Source organism: Qipengyuania sp. BR81-2 (assembly GCF_055693895.1).
In genome coordinates, this window is sequence record NZ_CM146344.1 from 1208937 (window position 1) to 1228695 (window position 19759).

Sequence of the window (19759 nt, forward strand, 5' to 3'; positions counted from 1 at the left end):
GAGTCCGATAGGTTAGCCAATGCGTGAAATCGTTTTCGATACAGAAACCACCGGACTCGACCCCAAGACGGGCGACCGGATGGTCGAAATCGGCTGCGTGGAAATGTTCAACCTCGTTCCCACCGGGAACACCTACCACGCCTATTACAATCCCGAACGCGACATGCCCGCGGGCGCAGAAGCGGTGCACGGCCTGTCGAGCGCGTTTCTCTCCGACAAACCGGTCTTCCGCGATACCTTCCACGAGCTGCTGGAATTCATCGGCGATGCGCCGCTGGTCGCGCATAATGCGGGCTTCGACTTCGGATTCCTCAATGCCGAGCTCACCCTGATCGAGCGCGAGCCGATCTGCATGAGCCGGATGATCGACACGGTGCAGATCGCCAAGAAGCGCCATCCAGGCGCCAAGCTGTCGCTCGATGCGCTGTGCACGCGCTACGGGATCGACCGCAGCCACCGCGTCAAGCACGGAGCGCTGCTTGATGCCGAGCTGCTCGCGCAGGTCTATGTCGAGCTGAAGGGCGGTCGCCAGATCGGGCTCGAGCTGGCTGCCGAGGCTTCGGTCGTTTCGATTACCGAGGAATTCACGGCCGTCCGCAAGGCGCCGGAGGGCCCGCGCCGCGAACCGCGGCCGCATATGCCAACCGCCGAAGAGCTGGAGCGGCACAGGAAATTCATGTCCGGGATCGACAACGCCCTCTGGGGCTAGGTCACCGGCCAAGACATCCGGCGGATGGGGCCGGAAGGATCGTCGGGGCGTTATAAGAGGAGAACGACGCTTATGGATATCCGTGTTTCGGGCCACCAGATCGACACCGGTGCAGCTCTGCAAGCGCATGTCGAGGATCGACTGGAAAGCATCGTGGAGAAGTACTTCAACCGCGCGATCTCCAGCCACGTCACTTTCGGCAAGGCCGCGGGCGGCGCCTTCTCCTCCGACATCGTCACCCACGTTATGCAGGGCCTGATCCTCAAGGGCCATGCCGAGGCGCATGACGTCCACCAGGCTTTCGATGCGGCTGCCGCCAAGATCGAAAAGCAGCTCAGGCGCTACAAGCGGCGGATCAAGGACCGGCACGAACAGGCCGATCATGCCATGCGCGAGCAGGAGGCGGCCTATACGATCTTTGCCGCGCCCGAGCCCGATACCGAGGAAGAGGTCGATCACGAGAGCCCGCCGGTGATCGCCGAAACCAGCGCGATGATTCCCGAATGCTCGGTCGCCGATGCGGTGATGCTGCTCGACCTGCAGAACACCAATGCGCTGTTTTTCAAGAACGGGGCTACCGAAGCGCACAATATGGTCTATCGGCGCCCCGATGGTTCGATCGGCTGGGTCGAACCGCGCGGCTAGGAAAGGCAGGGCGACAGGACCATGGACGGGGCGGCAAGCAGCGGAGCCGAACGGCATTGGCGCGCGCTCGAGAGCCTTTACGCCTCCGCTCCGGTCAATTCGAAGTTCGAATCCTCGCTTGAGGTGACCGGCGAAGGAACCGCGCGGATCACCTTCGAAGTGACCGAGGCGTCCTATCACGCGGCCGGCGCCGCGCACGGCACGATCTACTTCAAAATGCTCGACGATGCGGCATTCTATGCCGCGAACACGCTGGTGACCGATCGATTCCTGCTGACGACCTCATTCAACCTCCACTTCACCAAGCCCGTTCGCAAGGGGCAAGTGGTGGCCGAGGGGCGCTGGGTGAGCGGCAAGAGGCGCGTTTTCGTGGCGGAATCGCGATTGGTCGATGCCGAGGGCGACGAAATCGGGCGCGGAACCGGGACATTCATGAAATCGCGCATCCCGCTCTCCAGCCTCGAGGGGTATACCGGCTGATGGAAGACGCGCGCCTTCCAGCGCATCTGGAAGTGGCCGGATTGCTGCGCCTGGCGCAGGAATTGGGGGGCTTCGGCATGGTCCTGCAGAAGGGTGAATACGATGCCGGAACTATCGCCATATTAACCACACATAGTGGCAAAAATACCCGTTTGTGGGAGCGGATGCCGCAGATGGACGGGTCTAGAAGGTTTACCTGCACCCGCGAGCAAGACGATGAAAACGTGCAGGAATTCGACGAATATATCGCCCGCAGGAAGCGCCAGGATCCCGATTGCTGGTTCGTCGAACTCGACGGTCCCGAAGTGGAACGCTTGATAGATTCACCCGCTCGTTAACTTGACAAGGTTTCAATTGAGACTATTTGGCCTCGCAGCTTCGATGCGTAGGCGGTCGGGATCGGCAATGGGGTCGAATTGACAAGCACGCAGACGGGGAGCCAGCGGCAGGCCCGCTAAACGGATTCTAGTTTAAAGACGCAAGGTAACGCGCACTGAATCCCAGCCTGTGACTGCTTGCTCACCGCCTTAACAAGCGGAATTATGCGTAAATCGATTTTCGGCATTGCGGCGGGCGCCGCAGCCATGATTGCAACGTTTGCCGGTGCGGAAGAAACCGGCGCCCAGGTCGCTGATGCGACTGCAGAAACCACCGCCGAGGAAACGGTTCTCACCGACGAGGTCGTTCCCGTTTTCGTCAGCGAAGAAGTGGTCCAGGAGCTTCCCGAGGAAGCCACCCCCGAATATATCGGAGACGTTCCCGCCGCGGCGAACAGCCTGCGCGACCTTGTCGCTGCAATGTCCGCGCCCGAGGAGCTCACCGACGAGATGCGCTGCCTTGCCGGCGCAGTCTATTTCGAATCCCGCGGCGAACCGCTTGCCGGCCAGCTGGCCGTTGCGCAGGTCGTGATCAACCGCTCGGAATCGCGTCGCTTCCCCTCGAGCTATTGCGGGGTCGTGTACCAGCGCGCGCAGTTCAGCTTCGTGCGTGGCGGTACCATGCCGCGCATCAAGACCGGTTCGGCCGCCTGGGCGCGCGCCAAGAAGATCGCGCGCATCGCGCATCAGGGCCTGTGGGAAAGCGAAGCCGACGATTCGCTCTATTTCCACGCCACCTACGTGAACCCGCGCTGGGCTTCGAAAAAGACCCGCCGCGCTGCGATCAAGACGCACATCTTCTACCGCTAAGCGGTAACTTGGACGGGAAATCCGAGGGCCGTCGCTTCATGCGGCGGCCCTTTTCCTTTGTGCCGCTGGCTCAGTCGGCGATCTCGACCCAGACGGGCGTGTGGTCGGAAGCCTTTTCGCGCCCGCGATACTCCTTGTCGACGCCCGCCGCCGTCATCCGGTCGGACAGTTCGGGCGAAAGCAGCAGGTGGTCGATCCGGAAACCGTGGTCGCGCTGCCATGCTCCGGCCTGGTAGTCCCAGTATGTCCACACACCGCCGCGCGGGTTGAGCGTGTTGATGGCATCGGTCCAGCCGTCCGCAAGCAGACGCCGGTAAGCATCGCGGCTTTCGGGCTGCATCAGCGCATCGCTGGCCATCGCCTTGGGCGACCAGACATCCTTGTCTTCAGGAATGACGTTGAAGTCGCCCAGCACCACGGCGGGCACTTCCTCGTCCCAGACCGCCTTCATGCGTGAGCGCAGCTTCTCCATCCAGGCAAGCTTGTAGTCGAACTTGGGCCCGGGGTGCGGGTTGCCGTTGGGCAGGTAGAGATTGCAGATACGTACGCCGTTCACCTCGGCCTCGAGATAGCGCGCCTGCTCGCCCTCGCCGTCCTTGGGCCCGTCAATCCCCAGACCGCGCTGGATTTCGACCGGCTTGATGCCATCGGCAAGGATGGCGACGCCGTTGAAGCTCTTCTGCCCGTGCCAGATGGCCTGGTATCCGATCTTCTTGAACTCCTCGACCGGAAAGCCTTCGTCCATGGTCTTGATTTCCTGCAGGCAGGCGATCGTGGGCCGGGTTTCCTCGAGCCATTCGATGAGGCGCGGCAGGCGCGCCTTGATACCGTTGATGTTGAAAGTGGCGATACGCATGGAAAGGTCCATGCCCCAAGCAGCCGCGCGGGTCTAATCTAAATCCCGAAACTCGATCCGCAGCCGCAACCGGCGGCCGCATTGGGGTTTTCGACCCGGAAGGCCGCGCCGCCCAGCGATTCAACGAAATCGACCTTGCTGCCCGCCACCAGGTCGAGGCTGACCGGATCGACGACGAGGAGCACGCCATCCGTCTCGCTGACCATGTCGTCATTCTCAGCCGCCTCGGCGAGGTCGAACTTGTACTGGAAGCCCGAGCAGCCCCCGCCCTCGACCGACAGGCGCAGGATTGCGGGCTTTGCCTGTTTTTCGGCAATAGCGGCCACGCGCTTGGCGGCGGCGTCGGTCAGGGTGAGCATTTCGGCCATGGTCGCGATGTAGGAGGCGTTGCGCCTGGTCTCAAGCGGTCTGGATATATTCGCGCATCGCTTCGGCTTCGTGCTGGATCTCGTCCAGTCGTGCCTTCACGAGATCGCCGATCGAGATGAAGCCGCACATCGCCTTCCCATCGATTACCGGAAGATGGCGGATACGACGCTTCGTCATCAGCGAAAGTGCATCTAGTATAGGCGTGTCGCTGGTCGTCGTGATGGCGGGAGAGGTCATCACCTCGCCAATCGGGCGATCGAGGCAGGCGGACCCTTCATCGGCCAGCCGGTAGATCACGTCACGTTCGGAGAAGATCCCGGCAACCCTGCCACCGGACATGACCGGCAGCGCACCGATGCGCCTCGAAGCGAGCAGTTTCACCGCTTCCCTGACGGGCTGGTCGACATTGACCGAGATGATGTCCGAACTCGCCCGGGCCTCGATCAGGTTCCCAATGTTCATTCGCGCCTCCTCAACTGACCACGAAAGAATGCCACTTTTGGCCGCGAAAAGCCAGCGAGCGGCCCCGAAGGCGTTGAAACGCGGGCCGTTGACGTCCATGTGGGCCGCCGATGACTGGCAATTCACCGCTCGACGATCCCGAAGCAGCTGCATTCGCATGGGCCCGCTATCGGCGCATCATGCGCTCCCTGCTGCTGTTCACGATCGGCCTTGTCGCGATCGCGATGGCCCTGCTCTACAAGTTCGGCGGCGAGGTCTCGGTGCACTTCTACATCGCGACCGCGCTCGGCGTGGGCTTCGTGATGCTGCTGGCAGGCGCGCTGATGGGCCTGGTGTTCCTGTCATCGGGAACGGGCCATGACGAGTCGGTCGATAACACCCTGCCCGACAACGATCCCGATAATTAAGCCGGCTCGCCGCTCTGCAGGCGGTATTCTTCGACCGGAACGCCGCCGATCAGGTGGTGCTGGATGATCGCCTCGAGCACTTCCTCGTCACACGAATGGTACCAGACGTTGTCCGGCCAGACGACGGCGATGGGCCCGTGCGCGCAGATCTGAAGGCAATCCGCCTTGGTCCGCTGTACGGTTCCCCCGCGACCGACGAGCTTCAACTCCTTCAGCCGCTTCTTAAGGTAGTTCCAGGCCGCCTTCCCGTCATCGCGCGAGCAGCACTTCTGTTTCTCGCTCACCGCGCACAGGAAGATCTGCCGCTCGGCCGTCTCGCCGCCGATCTTGCCGAGTGCTTTTTGCGCCTTTTCGAGGCTGCCCTTCTTACTCACCGGGCTTCAGCCAGCGATCGAGCCAGTTGAAGACCGTGTTGTGCCATTGCAGCGAGTTCTTCGCGCCGAGCACCCAGTGGTTTTCGTTCGGGAAGACAAGCAGCTGACTTTCGATGCCGCGCTCCTGGAGTGCGGTGAAGCTGGCGAGACCCTGCGTGTAGGGCACGCGATAATCCTTCTCGCCGGCGATCACGAGCATCGGCGTCTGCCATTTGTCGACGTGGTTCACCGGATTCCAGCGCTCGTAGAGCTCGCTGTTCTCGGTGTAGCTGCCGCCGAAGTCCCACTTGGGAAACCACAGTTCCTCGGTCGTGTAGTAGAAGCTGCGCATGTCGAAGAGGCCGTCGTGCTGGACGAGGCAATCGAAGCGATCGGGCCAGTTCCCGGCAATCCAGTTCATCATGTAGCCGCCGTAGCTCGCACCCATGGCGCAGGCGCGGCTGCCGTCGATCTGGGTGTCTCGTTCGATTGCTGCGGCGAGGCCTAGCTTGAGGTCCTCGAGCGGCTTGCCGCCCCAGTCGCCGTTGATGCTGTCGGTGAACTCCTGCCCGTATCCGGTGGAGCCGTGGAAATCGACCGAGATCACTGCATAGCCCTGGCTCGCGACGACACGCGGGTTCCAGCGGCTCGACCAGCCGTCGTTGAAAGAGCCTTGCGGTCCGCCGTGGACGTAGAGGATCGCAGGCATCTTGCCCTCGTGCCCCTCGAGCTTGGTGATCTGGCCCCAGACGGTTTCGCCGTTGGCGCCGGCGAAGCTGAAACGTTCGACCACCACGGGCGCGAACTTGCCGATCGTCGGGGTGGCGACCTGCGTGAGGGGTTCGGCCATGCCCCAGTCCTTCGAAAGGAACATTTCCGAAGGTGCGCCGATCGAGATCGCGCGTGAAGAGGAGGTCGCCGCCGGCGAGCGGGGTGACATTGCCGATATGCGCTTCATTGCCCGCCATCAGGTCGAGGCGTTCGACCGCGCCGCTGCGCGGATCGATCCGGAAGGCAGGAGTATCGAGCACGTCCTGTGCGGTCGCCACGATCCAGCGCGAGTCGGGCGTCCATGCGAGCGTGTAGAAGCTGCGGTCGAAATCCTGCGTCAGCGCGCGCGTTTCGCCGGATTCGAGATCGCGCAGCATGATGACCTGACGGTCGCTTTCGTAACCGGGGCGAGACATCGCGACATAGGCGAGGTGCCGGCCGTCGGGCGAAGGCGTGGGCAAGCCGTCGAGGGCTTCGTTGGCGGCCGTGAGATTGGTGGGCGCATTCCCCGAGAGGTCCGACCACCAGATGTCGAGATTGGTGGAATAGGGCTCGCTCGCCCCGCCCTCGCGCGCGACGAAGTAGAGGCCCGAACCGTCAGGAGCCCAAGCCACGTCCTCGCCGCCGCCGAACGGCTTGGTCGGCGTGTCGCCCTGCGGCCCGCCCGCGCCGAGCGGTCCATCGGCAGGCGTAAATTCGCCCGCCACGCCGTCGGTCAGATCGGCAGCGAACACGCGGGTGTAGATGCCGGGGGTTTCCCAGCTGTCCCAGTGGCGGAAGAAGCCGCCATCGCCTTGGTAGAGGCGCCCGTCGCCGGGGCCCGGAAGGTGGGCCTGCGCGCTGTCGTCACAAGAGAGAACGGTGCAGCTGCGTGCGATATCGGTCCAGATCGCAATCTTCGCGCCATTGTCCGCAACGCTGTAACCATGCACGCCGCGGGCGATGTCGCTGACCTGCGCGGTGCCGGACATGGAGCCGTCGGCAGCGAGGCGCGTGCGCCAGACCTGCGTGGCGTCGCTCCCCTCGCCCGCCGCGAGGTAATAGAGCCAGCCATCGCCAGCAAAGCGTGCCGAGGCGGCCTGGAGGTCGAGGGCAATCGGTGCTGTGTCCTCGTCGGCGATCGAACGCAGGTAGAGCTGGCCCGACCGCTCAAAAGTCTCGCTATCGGTGGTCGTCACCGAATAGACCGCCATCGTACCGTCGGGCGAAACCGTCGGGCTGCCGAGGCGCGGCATGGTGACGAGGTCCTTCGCCTGCATAGGCGAGGCATCGGCCTGCGCGGCGAGAGGAGTGGCGATGAGCGCGATAGCGCTGGCGAGCGGGAATGCGGCCCGTTTGATTGCAGTCATGGCTGCGCGGTCTAGCGCGCTATGCAGCCTTGCGTAAGGGGAATCAGCGCTTCTTGCCGGCGATGCGCGCGATCTCGGCCTTGACCAGTTCCTCGACCATCGAGGGCAGGTTGTCGTCGAGCCACTGGGCGAGCATCGGGCGCAGCATCTGGCGAACGAGGCCTTCGAGCGAGGTTTCGCCCGAACGCACGATCTGCGGCTGCTTGCCGGGCTTTGCGAGCATGCTGAGCGCCGCAAAGTTCTGCTGCATCGCGCTGCGCGTCGCGTCGGCGATCAGGCTTTCGTCGAGGCTTTCCTCGTCTTCGCCCGACTCGTCGCCGAAACGGGCGTTGATCGCGGCATCGTCGTCCAGCGCGTCTTCATCGAGGATGAGTTCCTCGCCTAGCTCCGCGCCCAGTTCGAGCACTTCCTCGGCTTCTTCGGCATCGGCAGGCTCGGTGCTTCCGGCTACGAGGCCGCGGCGACGGCCGAATGCGGCGGCAGGCGTCTCGCCGCTGTCGCGCGCGATCACCTTCTTGATCGAGTCGAGGATTTCTTCGACCGACGGTTCGCCGTTGTTCTGCATCTTGCGCCCTGCCCTTGCCTCAAGTCCGATCCCGAATCGGGAAGGATTCCAGTGCTAAGGCCAATCGGCCCCGTCTTCAATCCAGCGCGTGGTCAATCCTGCGGACCCTGCACCTCGGCAACATCCGAGGTGGCGGGAGGGATGTCGACCGTACGGGTCGATTTGGCTGTCGGCTCGGGGTCGCGGCCCCAGTCCCAGATGCTTCCGCCAACGCGCTCGTAATTGTCGATCGGGTCGTAGAGCACACCCTCGTCGCCGAGGCCGAGGTCGCGTGCTTCGGCGCGGCCCATGGCTGCGAGCAGCGAGAAGCCGGCGACATAGGCGTTGCGGCGTGCGGTCACGAGCTGAACGCGTGCGGAAAGCAGTTCCTGTTCGGCGTTGAGCACATCGAGAATGGTGCGGTTGCCGATCGAGTTCTCGGCGCGCACGCCCTCGAGGCTCAGCGTGGCTGCATCGACGGCTGCCTGCGAGCTTTCGATAATGGCAAGGCTTGCCTGCCAGCTCGAATAGGATGCGCGGGTCTGCGCGATCACGTCACGCTCGGTCGCGATCACCTGTTCGAGCGCCGCCGATTCGCGGGCCATCGCCTGGCGCTGGCGCGCAGCCGGAAGGCCGCCCTGGAAGATCGGGATGCTGACCTGCACGCCGGCATTGGCGGTGGTCTCGTTCTGGGCGATCCCGCCTGCACCACCGGCAAGCGTGTCGAAGTAATTGGTGTAATCCGCGCCGGCGAACAGCGAGAGCGTCGGCAGACGGCCGGCTCCGGCCACTTCGCTATCGTAACCCGCGGCCTGCGCGCGCTCCTTTGCAGCGATCAGGTCGGGATTGTTCTCGAGCGCGACATCGACCGCCTCGATGGCACTATCGGGAAGGCCGGGCAGCGGCGGGGGCGCCTGCAGGTCCTGCGGCGCATCGCCCACCAGCGCGATATAGGTCTCGCGGGCCTGGATCAGGGTTGCCTGTGCGCTCCGCAGGTCGCTCTGCGCCACGGCGAGGCGCGACTGCGATTGCGCGACATCGGTGCGCGTCAGGTCGCCGATCTCGAAGCGGTCGCCGGTGGCCTCGAGATTGACCGTCAGCACGTCGACCTGGTTTGCCGACAGGGCCACCAGCGCCTGTCCGCGCAGCACATCCATATAGGCGGCAACGACCTGGCTGAAGATCGCGCTCTCGGTCGCACGCAGGTCTGCGCGTCCGGCATCGACCCGCTCGCGCGCTGCCTTGATGCCATTGCGCACGGCGCCGCCGGAATAGACCGGCACGGTGAGATCGGGGCCGACCTGCAGCCGGCGATCGGGCGCAGTAAAGCTATTGGGCGAGTTCTTGATGAACTCGATGTAGTTGCCGCTGGCTGTGATCGACGGGAGACCCTGCGCGCGCTGGATCTGCACGCCCTCGTCGGTAGCGCGCTGGTTGGCACGGGCGGCCTCCAGCGTCGGGTTGTTCACATAGGCATCGGTCAGCGCTTCCTGCAGCGTGTCCGCATGGGCAGGAGTCGTCGACAGGGCGAGCGCGACCACGCTTCCCGAAACTGCCAGCTTTTTCATGACCCCTCCCGTCTGCATTCAGAAACTCCAGCTGGCCGGTTTGTCGAAAGCGCCCATGCGCGGCACGCCCATTTCGGCAAGCGGCAGAAGTGCCAGCGCCTTGCCTGCCTTGCGGCCAGTGGCGAGACGGGTGACGCCGCGCTCGACCAGGCCGGTGACGATGCGGCCGCCTTCGGCGACCAGCTTGGCCATATTGGCCGGAACATGTTCGATCGCGCCGTCGACGAGGACGAGCGTGTAGTCGCCCTTCTTGGCTTTCAGCGCCTCTGCCGGGGTGATCGTCTTGACCGATGCCACCAGCGGTTCGACCAGCGCGGTCAGGTAACCGCTGCCGCCATCGACCACGAGGACCTTGTCGTCGCTCTTCGGGCTCGCCTCGGCCAGCATCGCGCCGTGGAACAGCGGAGCGGGCAGGAAGCCCCCGTCCACGAGCCGGATCGCGCGGTCCATATAGGCGGTGCCCTTGGCGTTCTCGGGCACGTGATCCTCACGCGCGACACTGCCCATGCGCTCGAGCACGAAGGGCTCGTTCACGCCGCTGGTGCGCAGCTGGCTGTCGATCATCGCCTTGCGGGCGGCGGCGTAGTCGGGGCGGGTCTTGGTCGTAGTGGTCATAAGTATCCGAGGGGCTGTATTACATCGATAACACGGCTTGGCAAGCCCTGTCCTCGATAGGGTCTGTCACTGGGCGTTGCCTTAGGCGCAAGACCCTTTGCTTCCAAGCGCTTTGACCGATGGCCGCAAACGCGCCTATCGGGGAGCGCAATTCTGCAACATGGGAACGCGCAGCGATGAACGGCATGGTGGTAATCAAGGAAGAAGACCTAATCGAGAGCGTGAAAGACGCACTCCAGTACATCTCCTACTATCATCCGATGGATTATATCCGGGCGCTGGGTGAAGCCTATGAGGCCGAGCAGGGTCCGGCGGCCAAGGACGCGATCGCGCAGATCCTCACCAACAGCCGCATGTGCGCCGAGGGCCACCGCCCGATCTGCCAGGACACCGGCATCGTCAACGTCTTCGTCAAGTGGGGCATGAACTGCCGCCTCGACACGACCCGCAGCTTGCAGGAAGTGGTCGATGAGGGCGTGCGCCAGGCTTACAACCATCCCGACAACAAGCTGCGCGCCTCGATCCTCGCCGATCCCGCCTTCACCCGCCGCAATACGCGCGACAACACGCCCAGTGTCCTCTCGGTCGAGATGGTGGCGGGCGATACGATCTCTGTCGATGTCGCGGCCAAGGGCGGCGGCAGCGAGAACAAGTCGAAGTTCAAGATGATGAACCCCAGCGACAACATCGTGAACTGGGTCGTCGAACAGCTGCCCTCGATGGGTGCGGGCTGGTGTCCGCCGGGCATGCTCGGCATCGGCATCGGCGGCACGGCAGAGCATTGCATGAAGCTCGCCAAGCTATCGCTGATGGACCCGATCGATATGGGCCAACTGAAACAGCGCGGCGCGCAGAACGATATCGAGCAGCTGCGGATCGACATTTTCGATGCCGTCAACGCGCAGGGTATCGGCGCGCAGGGCCTCGGCGGCCTTTCGACCGTGCTCGACGTGAAGATCCTCGATGCGCCCTGCCACGCGGCGGGCAAGCCTGTCGCGATGATCCCGAACTGCGCCGCCACGCGCCACGCGCATTTCACGCTCGACGGCTCGGGCCCCGCTTATCTCGATCCGCCGAATATCGACGAGTACCCGGATGTGACCTGGCAGCCGGATGCGGCGGCCAAGCGCGTCGATCTCAACAATCTCACGCCCGAGGAAGTGGCGAGCTGGGAGCATGGCGATCGCCTGCTGCTCTCGGGCAAGATGCTTACCGGACGCGATGCGGCGCACAAGCGCATCCACGACATGCTCGAGAAGGACGAGGAGCTGCCGGTCGAGTTCAAGGGCCGCGCGATCTATTATGTCGGCCCGGTCGATCCGGTTATGGGCGAAGTTGTCGGACCGGCTGGCCCGACCACGGCCACCCGCATGGACAAGTTCACCGAGATGATGCTCGACCTCGGCCTGCTTGCCATGATCGGCAAGGCGGAGCGCGGTCACGATGCGGTCGAGGTGATCAGCCGCTTCAAGGTCGCCTATCTCATGGCCACCGGCGGCGCCGCCTATCTCGTCAGTCGCGCGATCAAGGGCGCTGAGGTCGTCGCTTTCGAGGATCTCGGCATGGAAGCGATTTACGAGTTCGAGGTGCAGGACATGCCGGTGACAGTCGCGGTCGATGCGGCAGGCAACAATGTCCACACGCTCGCCCCGGCGCGCTGGCGCGAGAAGATCGCGAAAGGCGAGGTCGAGACCGCCTAAGGGGCGTTCCTGCTCGACAAACGGCAATGCGTATTCGACGGCGGCGCTGGCCTTCGCCCCGTCAAAACGCCATTTAGAGACCGTGTCGGACGCTGAACCCCAGATTAATCGCACCGAGGCGCGTGCGCCGGTCAAGGTCATCGCCTTGTCCATCGTCGGCCTGTGGATTGCCTACTTCCTGCTGATCACCGCGCGCGGCGCCGTGGTCGGGCTCGAAATGCAGAACGAGCTGCTGTGGAGGCGCGCCGTCGTGTGCCTCGCAGGTGGAGGGATTACCGTCCTGCTGTGGATGTTCCTCCGCCTCTTCGATGCGCGCAGCCTCGCCTTCAAGGTTGGTGTCGCCATCGTTGCGGCAGTGCCCGCATCGCTCGCGATTGCGCAGATCAACACGATGATCTTCGCGCCGATCGAGGACGAGGTCCGCCAGAAGATCGGCGAACAGCGCGGCCTCACCATCCGCCGCGACGAATCGGGCAACCTGCTGCTCGATATCCCGGGGCAGGGCGCCGAGGGTGGCTCGCGGCGCGATGCCGGCGATCCCTCGTCACCGGGTCCCGCGTCCATCGTGATCGAACCTGCGCCAACGGCAGCTGACTACTGGCGCCGCCTGACCGATCTTGCCCTCAGCCGCTACTTCCTGCTGCTCGCATGGGCAGCGCTGTACCTCGCGATCGTCGCCGGTGCGCGTGCGCGCGCCGCCGAACGGCGCGGCGAACGCTTCCGCACCGCTGCCAAGGCGGCCGAGCTGCGGAGCCTGCGGTACCAGGTGAACCCGCATTTCCTCTTCAACACGCTCAATTCGCTGTCCTCGCTGGTAATGACCGGCAAGGCCGACCGTGCTGAGGAAATGATCCAGTCGCTCTCGCGCTTCTACCGCCATTCTCTGGCCGACGATTCGACCGGCGATGTCAGCCTCGAGGACGAGATCGACCTTCAGGAGCACTATCTCGAGATCGAATCGGTGCGTTTCCCCGACCGCCTCAAGGTGCGCGTCGACCTGCCGAGCGAGCTCGCCCAGCTCAAGGTCCCGGGCATGATCCTTCAGCCGCTGGTCGAGAACTCGGTCAAATACGGTGTGTCGGCGAGCGCGCAGCCTGTGACGATCAGCATCGTCGCACGGGAGGAATACGGCCGCCTGGTGATCCGCGTCAGCGACAATGGCCCCGGCGTTCCGACCGGCCACTCGGGCGGTTTCGGCATCGGCCTCGCCAATGTACGCGACCGGCTCGAAGCGCGCTTCGGCCAGGAGGCGACGATTTCTTCCGGCCAGTCGATCGATGGCTATGAAACCGAATTGAGGCTACCCATGGTGAAGCATGGCTGAGGAAACCGAAGACAAGCTGCGCACGCTGATCGTCGACGACGAACCGCTGGCGGTCGAACGCATGCAGGTGATTTGCAGCAAGATGGATGCCCTCAACGTGGTCGGCACTGCGAGCGACGGGGCACAGGCCCTGCGGCTGGTCGAGGCGCTCACGCCCGACCTCATCCTGCTCGACATGACCATGCCCGAAGTCGACGGTCTTTCGGTTGCCAAGACGCTCGCCAAGCAGGAGCAGCGCCCCGCGGTCGTCTTCGTGACCGCACATGACAATTACGCGGTCGAGGCCTTCGATCTCGACGCGGTCGATTATGTCCTGAAGCCGGTGAAGCCGGAACGCCTCGAACGCGCGATCCAGCGTGCGCTGGCCCGCCGCGGCGATGGCGACCGCGAGGAGAGCAAGTGGCTCGAGGAGCTGTGGATCCCGCATCGCAGCGAGCTGATCCGGATCGACACCGAGGAAGTTTCGCGCATCGATGCTGAGCGCGACTATGTCCGCCTCCATGTCGAGGACCGATCCTACCTGCTGCTGCAGACCATCGCCGGTCTCGAAAAGCGGCTCGACCCGGCCAAGTTCATTCGCATCCACCGCTCGACCATCCTCAGGAAGGACCGCATCAAGGGCCTGCGCCACGATGGCCTGGGCGTGTGGTCGGTGGAAATGGAAGACGGCGAAGCGCTGCGCATCGGCCGGACCTACCTTCCCAAGGTAAAGGCGATGGCGGGACGGTAAGTTTCCTTGCTTTTTCGAGCCGACCTCCGTCGGTTCGTCCTCGCTTGACATGCAGCAAGCTGCACCCGCTGCGGGCGGTCGCCCTTGCGGTCCGCTGTTCGCGGACCGGGCCACCGCCAGATTAATCGAACTGTTCTTGGTCACGGCAGTCAAAGCGCGACCGCGCGCCGCCGCCAATGCGGCGAAGCCCAGGGACGCGGACGCGTCGCGCCCGGCGTTTGAGGGAATCCAAACATAAAAGCGCCCCGGCCGGGGGACTGCAATCCGGCCGGGGCGCAGGTTGTAGCGGGCTGGGGGTTGATCAGCCGCCGTTCGCGCGCTGCTCTTTGACAGCTGCGAATTTCTTGGACGCCGAGGCCTTTGCCTCGAGGTAGCAGCGGCGCGTATCTGCGCTGCGCATGCGGGAGCCGGTCTCGTGGCGGCTGTAACGGCAGGCCTTGCGGGCCGCGACGTCGATGCGCTCTTCGAGGGTTTTCTGGCCGTGCGCGCTGGCAAGGTCGAGGTCGCGATATTCGACTTCGAACGAAGCGGTCTGCGCGCTGGCAGGGAGTGCAAAAGCGGCAATTGCGAGAGCTGTGAGGGTCTTCTTCATGGGTTTTTCCTCCGGGTCTGCGGCGGGCCCTAACTTTACTGGGGGACTGTCTTACCGGACCCGCCGCACAACCTGTATTGCGCAGCTACAACTGTAATTGCACGCAGCTATCGACGGGCGGGAACGCATTCTGGACCGATGGTCGAGAAGTACCGACGAAGTGCGATTGGCAATCGGCGAACGGCACACCTATCTTTGGAGGGATGCTGATTTTCCTGCTCTTCATCCTCGGAACCGCGAATTTCGCCATGCAGAAGGCCGTGCTGGAGAGTCGCCACCCGATGCTCGATGCGCTGCCGGGCTTCTACAAGCGCAGCGGCGGGCGCTTCTCGCTGGGTTTCGAATTCGTCGTGCTCGTCGTGGCGATGCTGCTCACAGCGCAGGGCTGGGCCGGCGCAGCCGTCGCCTATGGTATCTACAGCGCGCTCAACCTCGCGACCGCCTGGCTAATCCTTTCCGGGCGAATCTGAGGCTGGCGCGCCGCCGTGCCAATCTGCTAGCGCGCGCCCATGGCTACTGACGCGCGTCGCATCTTCCATCTATCGGACGTCCATTTCGGCCTCGAAAACAATCGGGCGCTCGACTGGGTGAAGCAGGAAATCGCCGAGAAACGGCCAGATGCCGTCGCCATCACGGGCGACCTCACCATGCGCGCGCGGCACCGCGAATTCGCCGCAGCTACCGAGTGGATCAATTCGCTCGATGCACCGGTGACGGTCGAAGTGGGCAATCACGACATGCCATACTTCAATCCGATCGAGCGCTTTCTTGATCCCTATCGCCGGTTCAACGGCATGAAGGACAAGGTCGAGAAAGAGCTCGACCTCGGTAATCTGGCGATCATTCCTCTCAAGACGGCCGTCCGCGCGCAGCCGCGGCTCAATTGGTCGAAGGGCTGGGTTACCGATGCCGCGCTGGAGAAATGCCTCGCAGCGATCGATGCCATGCCCGAGGGACAACGCGCCCTCGTCGCGGTCCACCACCCCTTGCGTGAAGTGGGGACGCAGGGAACCGCGCTGACCAAGAACGGGGAGAAGGCGCTGCGTGCGCTCGCCCGCCGCCCGGTCGAGGCGGTGCTTTCGGGGCACGTCCATGACGCCTTCGACATCATGGAGGATACGAGCGAGGGGCCGGTCCGCATGATCGGTGCTGGCACGCTGTCGCAGCGTACCCGTTCGACACCGTGCAGCTTCAACGAAATCGAATGGGACGGCAGCCGCCTGACCGTCGCGGTGCGTAACCTGCAGCATGTCGAGACTGCGGACATGCAGATCGACGACGTCCCCGAGAACGCGCTCCCGCCCCGCGATCCGGAAGACCCGGTTGCGCCCGTTCGCCAGATTCCGCGGGTCGATCCTCCGGTGCATTAACCACCGCCGTCATCGGTTTCGAAACCCGGAGACGCGAGGTTCACCCTGAGCCACACTGACCGGAGCCATGGGGGAAAGCCGGTGATCGAACTGTTCAAGGCCGTGCCGCTGGGCTCGATCCTGACATATGTGGTGGCGCTCGTGGTGGGCAGCCAGGGCTCGCGCGGAGGGTACCTCGCGATCTTCCGACAGGAAATCTATCAATACGAAATGTGGTGGAGCTGGCCGCTGTTCTTCGCGGGCACCGCCCTCGCATGGGGCATCATGACGCTCCAGCGCTGAGCCTTTCGGGTTCGCTGCGAGAAAGACAACTCGGCGCAAACGAAAAGGGCGGCCCCTCGTGGGACCGCCCTTCCTCGGTGATCGTAAAGATCGGTGTCGAAACTTAGCGCTTCGAGAACTGGAAACTACGACGTGCCTTGGCGCGACCGTACTTCTTACGCTCGACCACGCGGCTGTCGCGGGTGAGGAAGCCGGCGGCCTTGACCGTCGAACGCAGGGCCGGCTCGTACTTGGCGAGAGCTTGGCTGATGCCGTGCTTGACCGCACCGGCCTGGCCCGAGAGACCGCCGCCGCGAACGGTGGCGACGACGTCGTACTGGCCCTGACGCTCGGTGATGGCGAACGGCTGGTCGATCACGAGACGCAGCGTCGGACGTGCGAAGTACACTTCCTGGTCCTTGCCGTTGACGGTGATCTTGCCGCTGCCGGGGACGAGCCACACGCGTGCGGTGGCGTCCTTACGGCGACCGGTTGCATAGGCGCGGCCCTGGGCGTCGAGCTCCTGCTCGCGCAGGGGAACGTCGGCCTTGGCAGCGATTTCTGCCGAATCACCTTCAGGTGCGTCGCCAGCGATGTCCTTCAGATCTGCGAGATCCGAGACGGTTTCGTTCTTGGTTTCGTCAGCCATTACGCAACAGCCTTGTTCTTGCGGTTCATCGAAGCGACGTCGAGCGTCTTGGGCTTCTGGCCCTCATGCGGATGCTCGGTGCCGTTGTAGAGGTGGAGCGCCTTCATCTGCGCACGGCCAAGCGGGCCGCGCGGGATCATGCGCTGCACGGCCTTTTCGAGGACGCGCTCGGGGAAACGACCGCCCAGCACCTTGGCAGGGGTGGTTTCCTTGATGCCGCCCGGGTGGCCGGTGTGCTTGTAATAGATCTTGTCGTCCATCTTCTTGCCGGTGAACTTCACCTTGTCGGCATTGATGACGATGACGTGATCACCGCAATCGACATGCGGCGTGTAGCTCGGCTTGTGCTTGCCGCGCAGGATGTTGGCGATGATCGCCGCGAGACGGCCGACGACGAGGTTTTCCGCGTCGATGATGTGCCAGTCCTTTTCGACCTCTGCCGGCTTGGCCGACTGGGTCACTTTCGTGAGAGCCTTCATGGCTTGATGTCCGTTTGCTCGAGTTATCGCGCCGTGCTTGTGGCGCTAAACGATTGCGCGGCCCCTGCTCGAGGAGCCGCTAAGCGGGCGCCAAATGGCGGTGTGCATGCGATTCGTCAAGCAATTCTGCGGATCAGAGCGGAGGTAAAATAATACCGACAGGGTTCCGGGCAGGGTATCAAGCGATCGCCCAGGTCTCCCGCGACACCCTTGCGCTGTTGCCGATCCGGGTGACGATCCGGCGCTCGCTCTGCCTCAGCAGGCCGTTGGCGGGTTCGGCGCTCACGCTGACCGAAACCTCGTAGCTGCCTTCGGCGCCGCCGGGCAGGTCGAGTGCGCGGCTTTCGCTACGCTTGCCCGCCTGCGGGAAGAACAGGTCGCGCGGGACCTGGCTTACCAGCGAGGCTGCCGTCCGGCCGATCTCGGCAAGCTGGCGCCTTACGTCCTGCGATGCAGCCTGCTCCCTCGCACGCTCCTCGATAACCCGCGACGCGCGCTCGACGGCGTGCTGGATGCTCGCATCGCCTTCAGGCCAGCCGACGATCACGCCATTGCTGTCGAGCGTCAGTGGAAAGAGGCCGGTGACTTCACGCTTGCGCTCTATCTCCGCCAGCGAAGCAAGCGTGGGAGGGGCATCGACCGTGACGGCGAGTTGCCGTGCCTCGATCTTCGCACCGCTTTCGAGCGTGCTGAAGCGGCATTCCCATTCACGGGTCACGAGTAGGCTTGCGCCGCCCCCGAGACCGCGCTCCAGCTCACGCCTCAGACGCAGAGGGCCTTTAGGAAAGCTCACCATACGCTCGCTCGCGGAGAGCGGGATGGAAATGGAAAGCGCAGGCAGTGCGGCGCACCACCCCAAGGCGTTCAGAATATTCCTGCGACTAGCTTGCGACACCCGAATTCCCCCGTTCAATTGTCCCAGCCAGGCGCTCGTTCCGGCGCTCGCCTCGCAGGGCCAACCTACTATTGCGGGGGTATCGTAAGGGTGCAAGTGTTCAATGCGATCAATAGCTTGATGCAACTTCGAGGCATCTGTCTTGAGCAGTGCGGGGACTTCCTCACCTTCGCCTCTCTCCCCGTCCCAGACGAAGAGCGAACGGATCGGACCGCCGATATTGATGCAGCCGATCAGCTGTTCGTCGAGCAGTTGCGCGCCGATCTTCTCTGCCGTCTCCCGATCGGGAAAGGGGCAGTAGATCAGCGCGGTCATCCCTCGTGGCCTATCGCGTGGGCGCCCCAGGCGTACGCCGCCACGAGCAGCGCGCCCACCAGCTGGTGCAGCACGGCGAGATAGAAATCGACACCCGTCATGACCGTCGCGATGCCGAGCAGGATCTGGATGCCGAACGCCGAGTGGATGGCAATCGACGCCTTGCGGTTCACCGGCTTCACCTTGCGGGCCATGATGACGAGCGCAGCGACCGCGACCCAGGCCCACCAGCGGTGCATCCAGTGGATCAGGAAGGGGTCGTGCGTGAGGGCCCAGAAAATGCCCTTCGACGTATCGTATTCGGGAATGAAGCGGCCCTGCATCAGTGGCCAGCTATCCGAGGCGAGGCCTGCGTTCAGGCCAGCAACCCAGGCGCCGAGGAGCAGCTGGATGAACAGGATCACGCCGGTCCAGCCGCCGACGGCGAGCATCCGGGCCGGGCGCTCATGACCCTTGGCCAGGGCGCGCAGGTCGAGCGCGGTCCAGATAAGGCCGCCGAGCAGGATCAATGCGGTGCACAGGTGGATCGCAAGGCGGAAGTGGCTCACGTCGGTGCGCGACTCGAGGCCCGAGGCCACCATCCACCAGCCGAAGCTGCCCTGAAGGCCGACCAGCGCCACCAGCGCGAGGAGGCGCCAGAAATAGCCCTGCGGGATGATCTTGCGCGCAGCGAAGATCGCGAGCGGGACCGCCAGAGCAAGACCGATCAACCGACCGAGCTGGCGGTGGATCCACTCCCACCAGTAGATCGTCTTGAACGCTTCGAGATCCATGCCAGCTGGCCCGTTAATCTCGATATACTCCGGGATCTTCTTGTAGAGTTCGAACTCCGCTTCCCAGTCGGCCTGGTTCAGCGGCGGCAAGGCTCCCAGGATCGGCTTCCATTCAGTGATCGAAAGCCCGCTTTCGGTAAGGCGCGTGATGCCACCCACCGTCACGATCACGACGACCTTGAAGGCGACAATAAGGAGCCAGTTGGACAGCAGCAGCGGGCGGGCGCGAGAGGCGGTCTCGTTCATGATGTGCGCTATGTGCTGTCCGGCGCGAAAATCGCAAGTGCAAATGGCTCAATCGGCATACCGGCCACAGCAAGCGACAAAATGCGTCCCGGATCGCAACTGGCTCTTGT

26 protein-coding genes are annotated in these 19759 nt (G+C 63.9%); 13 read left to right on the top strand and 13 right to left on the bottom strand.

The genetic code is table 11. The features are described 5' to 3' along the window. Window positions 1-19: 19 nt before the first annotated feature. The 5 genes from dnaQ to ACZ1G8_RS06005 all read left to right on the top strand — a co-directional run bounded on the left by dnaQ (window position 20) and on the right by ACZ1G8_RS06005 (window position 3021). A complete protein-coding gene (gene dnaQ / locus ACZ1G8_RS05985; protein ID WP_472680975.1) occupies window positions 20-709 on the top strand; it encodes a DNA polymerase III subunit epsilon in 690 nt (229 codons plus the stop codon). Between the two features lie 72 nt (window positions 710-781). Continuing rightward, complete coding sequence (hpf, locus tag ACZ1G8_RS05990; RefSeq protein WP_472680976.1) at window positions 782-1354, top strand: ribosome hibernation-promoting factor, HPF/YfiA family; 573 nt, start codon at window positions 782-784, stop codon at window positions 1352-1354. Between the two features lie 21 nt (window positions 1355-1375). Then, window positions 1376-1834, top strand: coding sequence for a PaaI family thioesterase (locus ACZ1G8_RS05995; RefSeq protein ID WP_472680978.1), 459 nt, complete (start codon window positions 1376-1378; stop codon window positions 1832-1834). Then, entirely contained in the window at window positions 1834-2172 is a 339-nt protein-coding gene (locus tag ACZ1G8_RS06000; RefSeq protein ID WP_222405737.1) for a DUF1491 family protein, read from the top strand. The genes ACZ1G8_RS05995 and ACZ1G8_RS06000 overlap by 1 nt, the downstream gene beginning before the upstream one ends. Before the next feature lie 204 nt (window positions 2173-2376). Further along, window positions 2377-3021 carry a cell wall hydrolase gene (locus ACZ1G8_RS06005; protein WP_472680980.1) on the top strand — a complete coding sequence of 215 codons (645 nt, stop codon included), beginning with the start codon at window positions 2377-2379 and terminating at the stop codon, window positions 3019-3021. A 70-nt stretch (window positions 3022-3091) separates the two neighbouring features. Here ACZ1G8_RS06005 and xth read toward each other — a convergent pair whose 3' ends face one another. Genes xth through ACZ1G8_RS06020 form a run of 3 tightly spaced genes read right to left on the bottom strand, consistent with a single transcriptional unit; the run spans window position 3092 to window position 4708 of the window. Then, the gene (xth, locus tag ACZ1G8_RS06010; RefSeq protein ID WP_472680982.1) at window positions 3092-3877 is read right to left on the bottom strand and encodes an exodeoxyribonuclease III; all 786 of its coding nucleotides are present in this window, start codon (window positions 3875-3877) and stop codon (window positions 3092-3094) included. A 38-nt stretch (window positions 3878-3915) separates the two neighbouring features. Next, complete coding sequence (gene erpA, locus ACZ1G8_RS06015; RefSeq protein WP_472680983.1) at window positions 3916-4245, bottom strand: iron-sulfur cluster insertion protein ErpA; 330 nt, start codon at window positions 4243-4245, stop codon at window positions 3916-3918. Between the two features lie 31 nt (window positions 4246-4276). Then, on the bottom strand, window positions 4277-4708 hold the full coding sequence (locus ACZ1G8_RS06020; RefSeq protein WP_472680985.1) for a CBS domain-containing protein: 432 nt from the start codon (window positions 4706-4708) through the stop codon (window positions 4277-4279). A 110-nt stretch (window positions 4709-4818) separates the two neighbouring features. On the opposite strand from ACZ1G8_RS06020, the gene ACZ1G8_RS06025 reads away from it, so the two are divergent. Beyond that, window positions 4819-5115 carry a hypothetical protein gene (locus ACZ1G8_RS06025; RefSeq protein ID WP_472680987.1) on the top strand — a complete coding sequence of 99 codons (297 nt, stop codon included), beginning with the start codon at window positions 4819-4821 and terminating at the stop codon, window positions 5113-5115. Here ACZ1G8_RS06025 and ACZ1G8_RS06030 read toward each other — a convergent pair. Both ACZ1G8_RS06030 and ACZ1G8_RS06035 read right to left on the bottom strand, forming a co-directional pair. Beyond that, on the bottom strand, window positions 5112-5489 hold the full coding sequence (locus ACZ1G8_RS06030; protein ID WP_472680988.1) for a (2Fe-2S) ferredoxin domain-containing protein: 378 nt from the start codon (window positions 5487-5489) through the stop codon (window positions 5112-5114). The genes ACZ1G8_RS06025 and ACZ1G8_RS06030 overlap by 4 nt on opposite strands. Next, window positions 5482-6318, bottom strand: coding sequence for a S9 family peptidase (locus ACZ1G8_RS06035; RefSeq protein WP_472680989.1), 837 nt, complete (start codon window positions 6316-6318; stop codon window positions 5482-5484). The genes ACZ1G8_RS06030 and ACZ1G8_RS06035 overlap by 8 nt, the downstream gene beginning before the upstream one ends. Between ACZ1G8_RS06035 and ACZ1G8_RS06040 the strand changes: the two genes are divergently transcribed. After that, window positions 6317-7603: a hypothetical protein gene (locus tag ACZ1G8_RS06040; protein ID WP_472680990.1), complete on the top strand. Its 1287-nt coding sequence runs from the start codon at window positions 6317-6319 to the stop codon at window positions 7601-7603. The two genes, ACZ1G8_RS06035 and ACZ1G8_RS06040, sit on opposite strands and share 2 nt — an antisense overlap. Window positions 7604-7631: 28 nt before the next feature. Here ACZ1G8_RS06040 and ACZ1G8_RS06045 read toward each other — a convergent pair whose 3' ends face one another. The 3 genes from ACZ1G8_RS06045 to ACZ1G8_RS06055 form a co-directional block, all read right to left on the bottom strand. After that, complete coding sequence (locus ACZ1G8_RS06045) at window positions 7632-8153, bottom strand: DUF2497 domain-containing protein (protein ID WP_472680991.1); 522 nt, start codon at window positions 8151-8153, stop codon at window positions 7632-7634. A 92-nt stretch (window positions 8154-8245) separates the two neighbouring features. Then, window positions 8246-9700, bottom strand: coding sequence for a TolC family outer membrane protein (locus tag ACZ1G8_RS06050; RefSeq protein ID WP_472680992.1), 1455 nt, complete (start codon window positions 9698-9700; stop codon window positions 8246-8248). An 18-nt stretch (window positions 9701-9718) separates the two neighbouring features. Beyond that, complete coding sequence (locus tag ACZ1G8_RS06055) at window positions 9719-10315, bottom strand: protein-L-isoaspartate O-methyltransferase family protein (protein WP_472680994.1); 597 nt, start codon at window positions 10313-10315, stop codon at window positions 9719-9721. 185 nt (window positions 10316-10500) lie between these two features. Here ACZ1G8_RS06055 and ACZ1G8_RS06060 point away from each other — a divergent pair, with 185 nt between their 5' ends. The 3 genes from ACZ1G8_RS06060 (at window position 10501) to ACZ1G8_RS06070 (ending at window position 14069) form a co-directional block, all read left to right on the top strand. After that, window positions 10501-12015: a fumarate hydratase gene (locus ACZ1G8_RS06060; protein ID WP_472681206.1), complete on the top strand. Its 1515-nt coding sequence runs from the start codon at window positions 10501-10503 to the stop codon at window positions 12013-12015. Window positions 12016-12097: 82 nt separating this feature from the next. Continuing rightward, window positions 12098-13339: a sensor histidine kinase gene (locus ACZ1G8_RS06065; protein WP_472680996.1), complete on the top strand. Its 1242-nt coding sequence runs from the start codon at window positions 12098-12100 to the stop codon at window positions 13337-13339. After that, window positions 13332-14069 carry a LytR/AlgR family response regulator transcription factor gene (locus tag ACZ1G8_RS06070; RefSeq protein WP_472680998.1) on the top strand — a complete coding sequence of 246 codons (738 nt, stop codon included), beginning with the start codon at window positions 13332-13334 and terminating at the stop codon, window positions 14067-14069. Before ACZ1G8_RS06065 ends, ACZ1G8_RS06070 begins: the two co-directional genes overlap by 8 nt. 301 nt (window positions 14070-14370) lie before the next feature. Here the strand turns inward: ACZ1G8_RS06070 and ACZ1G8_RS06075 are convergent, their stop codons facing one another. After that, window positions 14371-14661, bottom strand: a complete 291-nt coding sequence (locus tag ACZ1G8_RS06075; RefSeq protein ID WP_221550814.1) for a UrcA family protein — start codon at window positions 14659-14661, stop codon at window positions 14371-14373. Window positions 14662-14864: 203 nt separating this feature from the next. Here ACZ1G8_RS06075 and ACZ1G8_RS06080 point away from each other — a divergent pair, with 203 nt between their 5' ends. The 3 genes from ACZ1G8_RS06080 to ACZ1G8_RS06090 all read left to right on the top strand — a co-directional run bounded on the left by ACZ1G8_RS06080 (window position 14865) and on the right by ACZ1G8_RS06090 (window position 16313). Beyond that, entirely contained in the window at window positions 14865-15131 is a 267-nt protein-coding gene (locus tag ACZ1G8_RS06080) for a hypothetical protein (protein WP_472680999.1), read from the top strand. A 39-nt stretch (window positions 15132-15170) separates the two neighbouring features. Further along, complete coding sequence (locus ACZ1G8_RS06085; protein WP_472681000.1) at window positions 15171-16031, top strand: metallophosphoesterase family protein; 861 nt, start codon at window positions 15171-15173, stop codon at window positions 16029-16031. 81 nt (window positions 16032-16112) lie between these two features. After that, window positions 16113-16313 (top strand): hypothetical protein, encoded by a 201-nt coding sequence (locus ACZ1G8_RS06090; RefSeq protein WP_472681001.1) that lies wholly within the window; start codon window positions 16113-16115, stop codon window positions 16311-16313. A 103-nt stretch (window positions 16314-16416) separates the two neighbouring features. Here the strand turns inward: ACZ1G8_RS06090 and rpsI are convergent, their stop codons facing one another. The 4 genes from rpsI to ACZ1G8_RS06110 form a co-directional block, all read right to left on the bottom strand. Then, window positions 16417-16941 carry a 30S ribosomal protein S9 gene (rpsI, locus tag ACZ1G8_RS06095; RefSeq protein ID WP_472681003.1) on the bottom strand — a complete coding sequence of 175 codons (525 nt, stop codon included), beginning with the start codon at window positions 16939-16941 and terminating at the stop codon, window positions 16417-16419. Beyond that, window positions 16941-17420, bottom strand: coding sequence for a 50S ribosomal protein L13 (gene rplM / locus ACZ1G8_RS06100; protein WP_221427271.1), 480 nt, complete (start codon window positions 17418-17420; stop codon window positions 16941-16943). The genes rpsI and rplM overlap by 1 nt, the downstream gene beginning before the upstream one ends. 178 nt (window positions 17421-17598) lie before the next feature. Continuing rightward, the gene (cutA, locus tag ACZ1G8_RS06105; protein WP_472681005.1) at window positions 17599-18630 is read right to left on the bottom strand and encodes a divalent-cation tolerance protein CutA; all 1032 of its coding nucleotides are present in this window, start codon (window positions 18628-18630) and stop codon (window positions 17599-17601) included. Further along, window positions 18627-19649 (bottom strand): COX15/CtaA family protein, encoded by a 1023-nt coding sequence (locus tag ACZ1G8_RS06110; protein WP_472681007.1) that lies wholly within the window; start codon window positions 19647-19649, stop codon window positions 18627-18629. The genes cutA and ACZ1G8_RS06110 overlap by 4 nt, the downstream gene beginning before the upstream one ends. Between the last annotated feature and the right edge of the window lie 110 nt (window positions 19650-19759).

Coding starts and splice junctions, on each gene's coding strand:
- dnaQ (WP_472680975.1), top strand. CDS start 20: ATGCGTGAAATCGTTTTCGATACAGAAACCACCGGACTCGACCCCAAG.
- hpf (WP_472680976.1), top strand. CDS start 782: ATGGATATCCGTGTTTCGGGCCACCAGATCGACACCGGTGCAGCTCTG.
- ACZ1G8_RS05995 (WP_472680978.1), top strand. CDS start 1,376: ATGGACGGGGCGGCAAGCAGCGGAGCCGAACGGCATTGGCGCGCGCTC.
- ACZ1G8_RS06000 (WP_222405737.1), top strand. CDS start 1,834: ATGGAAGACGCGCGCCTTCCAGCGCATCTGGAAGTGGCCGGATTGCTG.
- ACZ1G8_RS06005 (WP_472680980.1), top strand. CDS start 2,377: ATGCGTAAATCGATTTTCGGCATTGCGGCGGGCGCCGCAGCCATGATT.
- xth (WP_472680982.1), bottom strand. CDS start 3,877: ATGCGTATCGCCACTTTCAACATCAACGGTATCAAGGCGCGCCTGCCG.
- erpA (WP_472680983.1), bottom strand. CDS start 4,245: ATGGCCGAAATGCTCACCCTGACCGACGCCGCCGCCAAGCGCGTGGCC.
- ACZ1G8_RS06020 (WP_472680985.1), bottom strand. CDS start 4,708: ATGAACATTGGGAACCTGATCGAGGCCCGGGCGAGTTCGGACATCATC.
- ACZ1G8_RS06025 (WP_472680987.1), top strand. CDS start 4,819: ATGACTGGCAATTCACCGCTCGACGATCCCGAAGCAGCTGCATTCGCA.
- ACZ1G8_RS06040 (WP_472680990.1), top strand. CDS start 6,317: ATGCCCCAGTCCTTCGAAAGGAACATTTCCGAAGGTGCGCCGATCGAG.
- ACZ1G8_RS06035 (WP_472680989.1), bottom strand. CDS start 6,318: ATGGCCGAACCCCTCACGCAGGTCGCCACCCCGACGATCGGCAAGTTC.
- ACZ1G8_RS06045 (WP_472680991.1), bottom strand. CDS start 8,153: ATGCAGAACAACGGCGAACCGTCGGTCGAAGAAATCCTCGACTCGATC.
- ACZ1G8_RS06050 (WP_472680992.1), bottom strand. CDS start 9,700: ATGAAAAAGCTGGCAGTTTCGGGAAGCGTGGTCGCGCTCGCCCTGTCG.
- ACZ1G8_RS06055 (WP_472680994.1), bottom strand. CDS start 10,315: ATGACCACTACGACCAAGACCCGCCCCGACTACGCCGCCGCCCGCAAG.
- ACZ1G8_RS06060 (WP_472681206.1), top strand. CDS start 10,501: ATGGTGGTAATCAAGGAAGAAGACCTAATCGAGAGCGTGAAAGACGCA.
- ACZ1G8_RS06070 (WP_472680998.1), top strand. CDS start 13,332: ATGGCTGAGGAAACCGAAGACAAGCTGCGCACGCTGATCGTCGACGAC.
- ACZ1G8_RS06075 (WP_221550814.1), bottom strand. CDS start 14,661: ATGAAGAAGACCCTCACAGCTCTCGCAATTGCCGCTTTTGCACTCCCT.
- ACZ1G8_RS06080 (WP_472680999.1), top strand. CDS start 14,865: ATGCTGATTTTCCTGCTCTTCATCCTCGGAACCGCGAATTTCGCCATG.
- ACZ1G8_RS06085 (WP_472681000.1), top strand. CDS start 15,171: ATGGCTACTGACGCGCGTCGCATCTTCCATCTATCGGACGTCCATTTC.
- rpsI (WP_472681003.1), bottom strand. CDS start 16,941: ATGGCTGACGAAACCAAGAACGAAACCGTCTCGGATCTCGCAGATCTG.
- rplM (WP_221427271.1), bottom strand. CDS start 17,420: ATGAAGGCTCTCACGAAAGTGACCCAGTCGGCCAAGCCGGCAGAGGTC.
- cutA (WP_472681005.1), bottom strand. CDS start 18,630: ATGACCGCGCTGATCTACTGCCCCTTTCCCGATCGGGAGACGGCAGAG.
- ACZ1G8_RS06110 (WP_472681007.1), bottom strand. CDS start 19,649: ATGAACGAGACCGCCTCTCGCGCCCGCCCGCTGCTGCTGTCCAACTGG.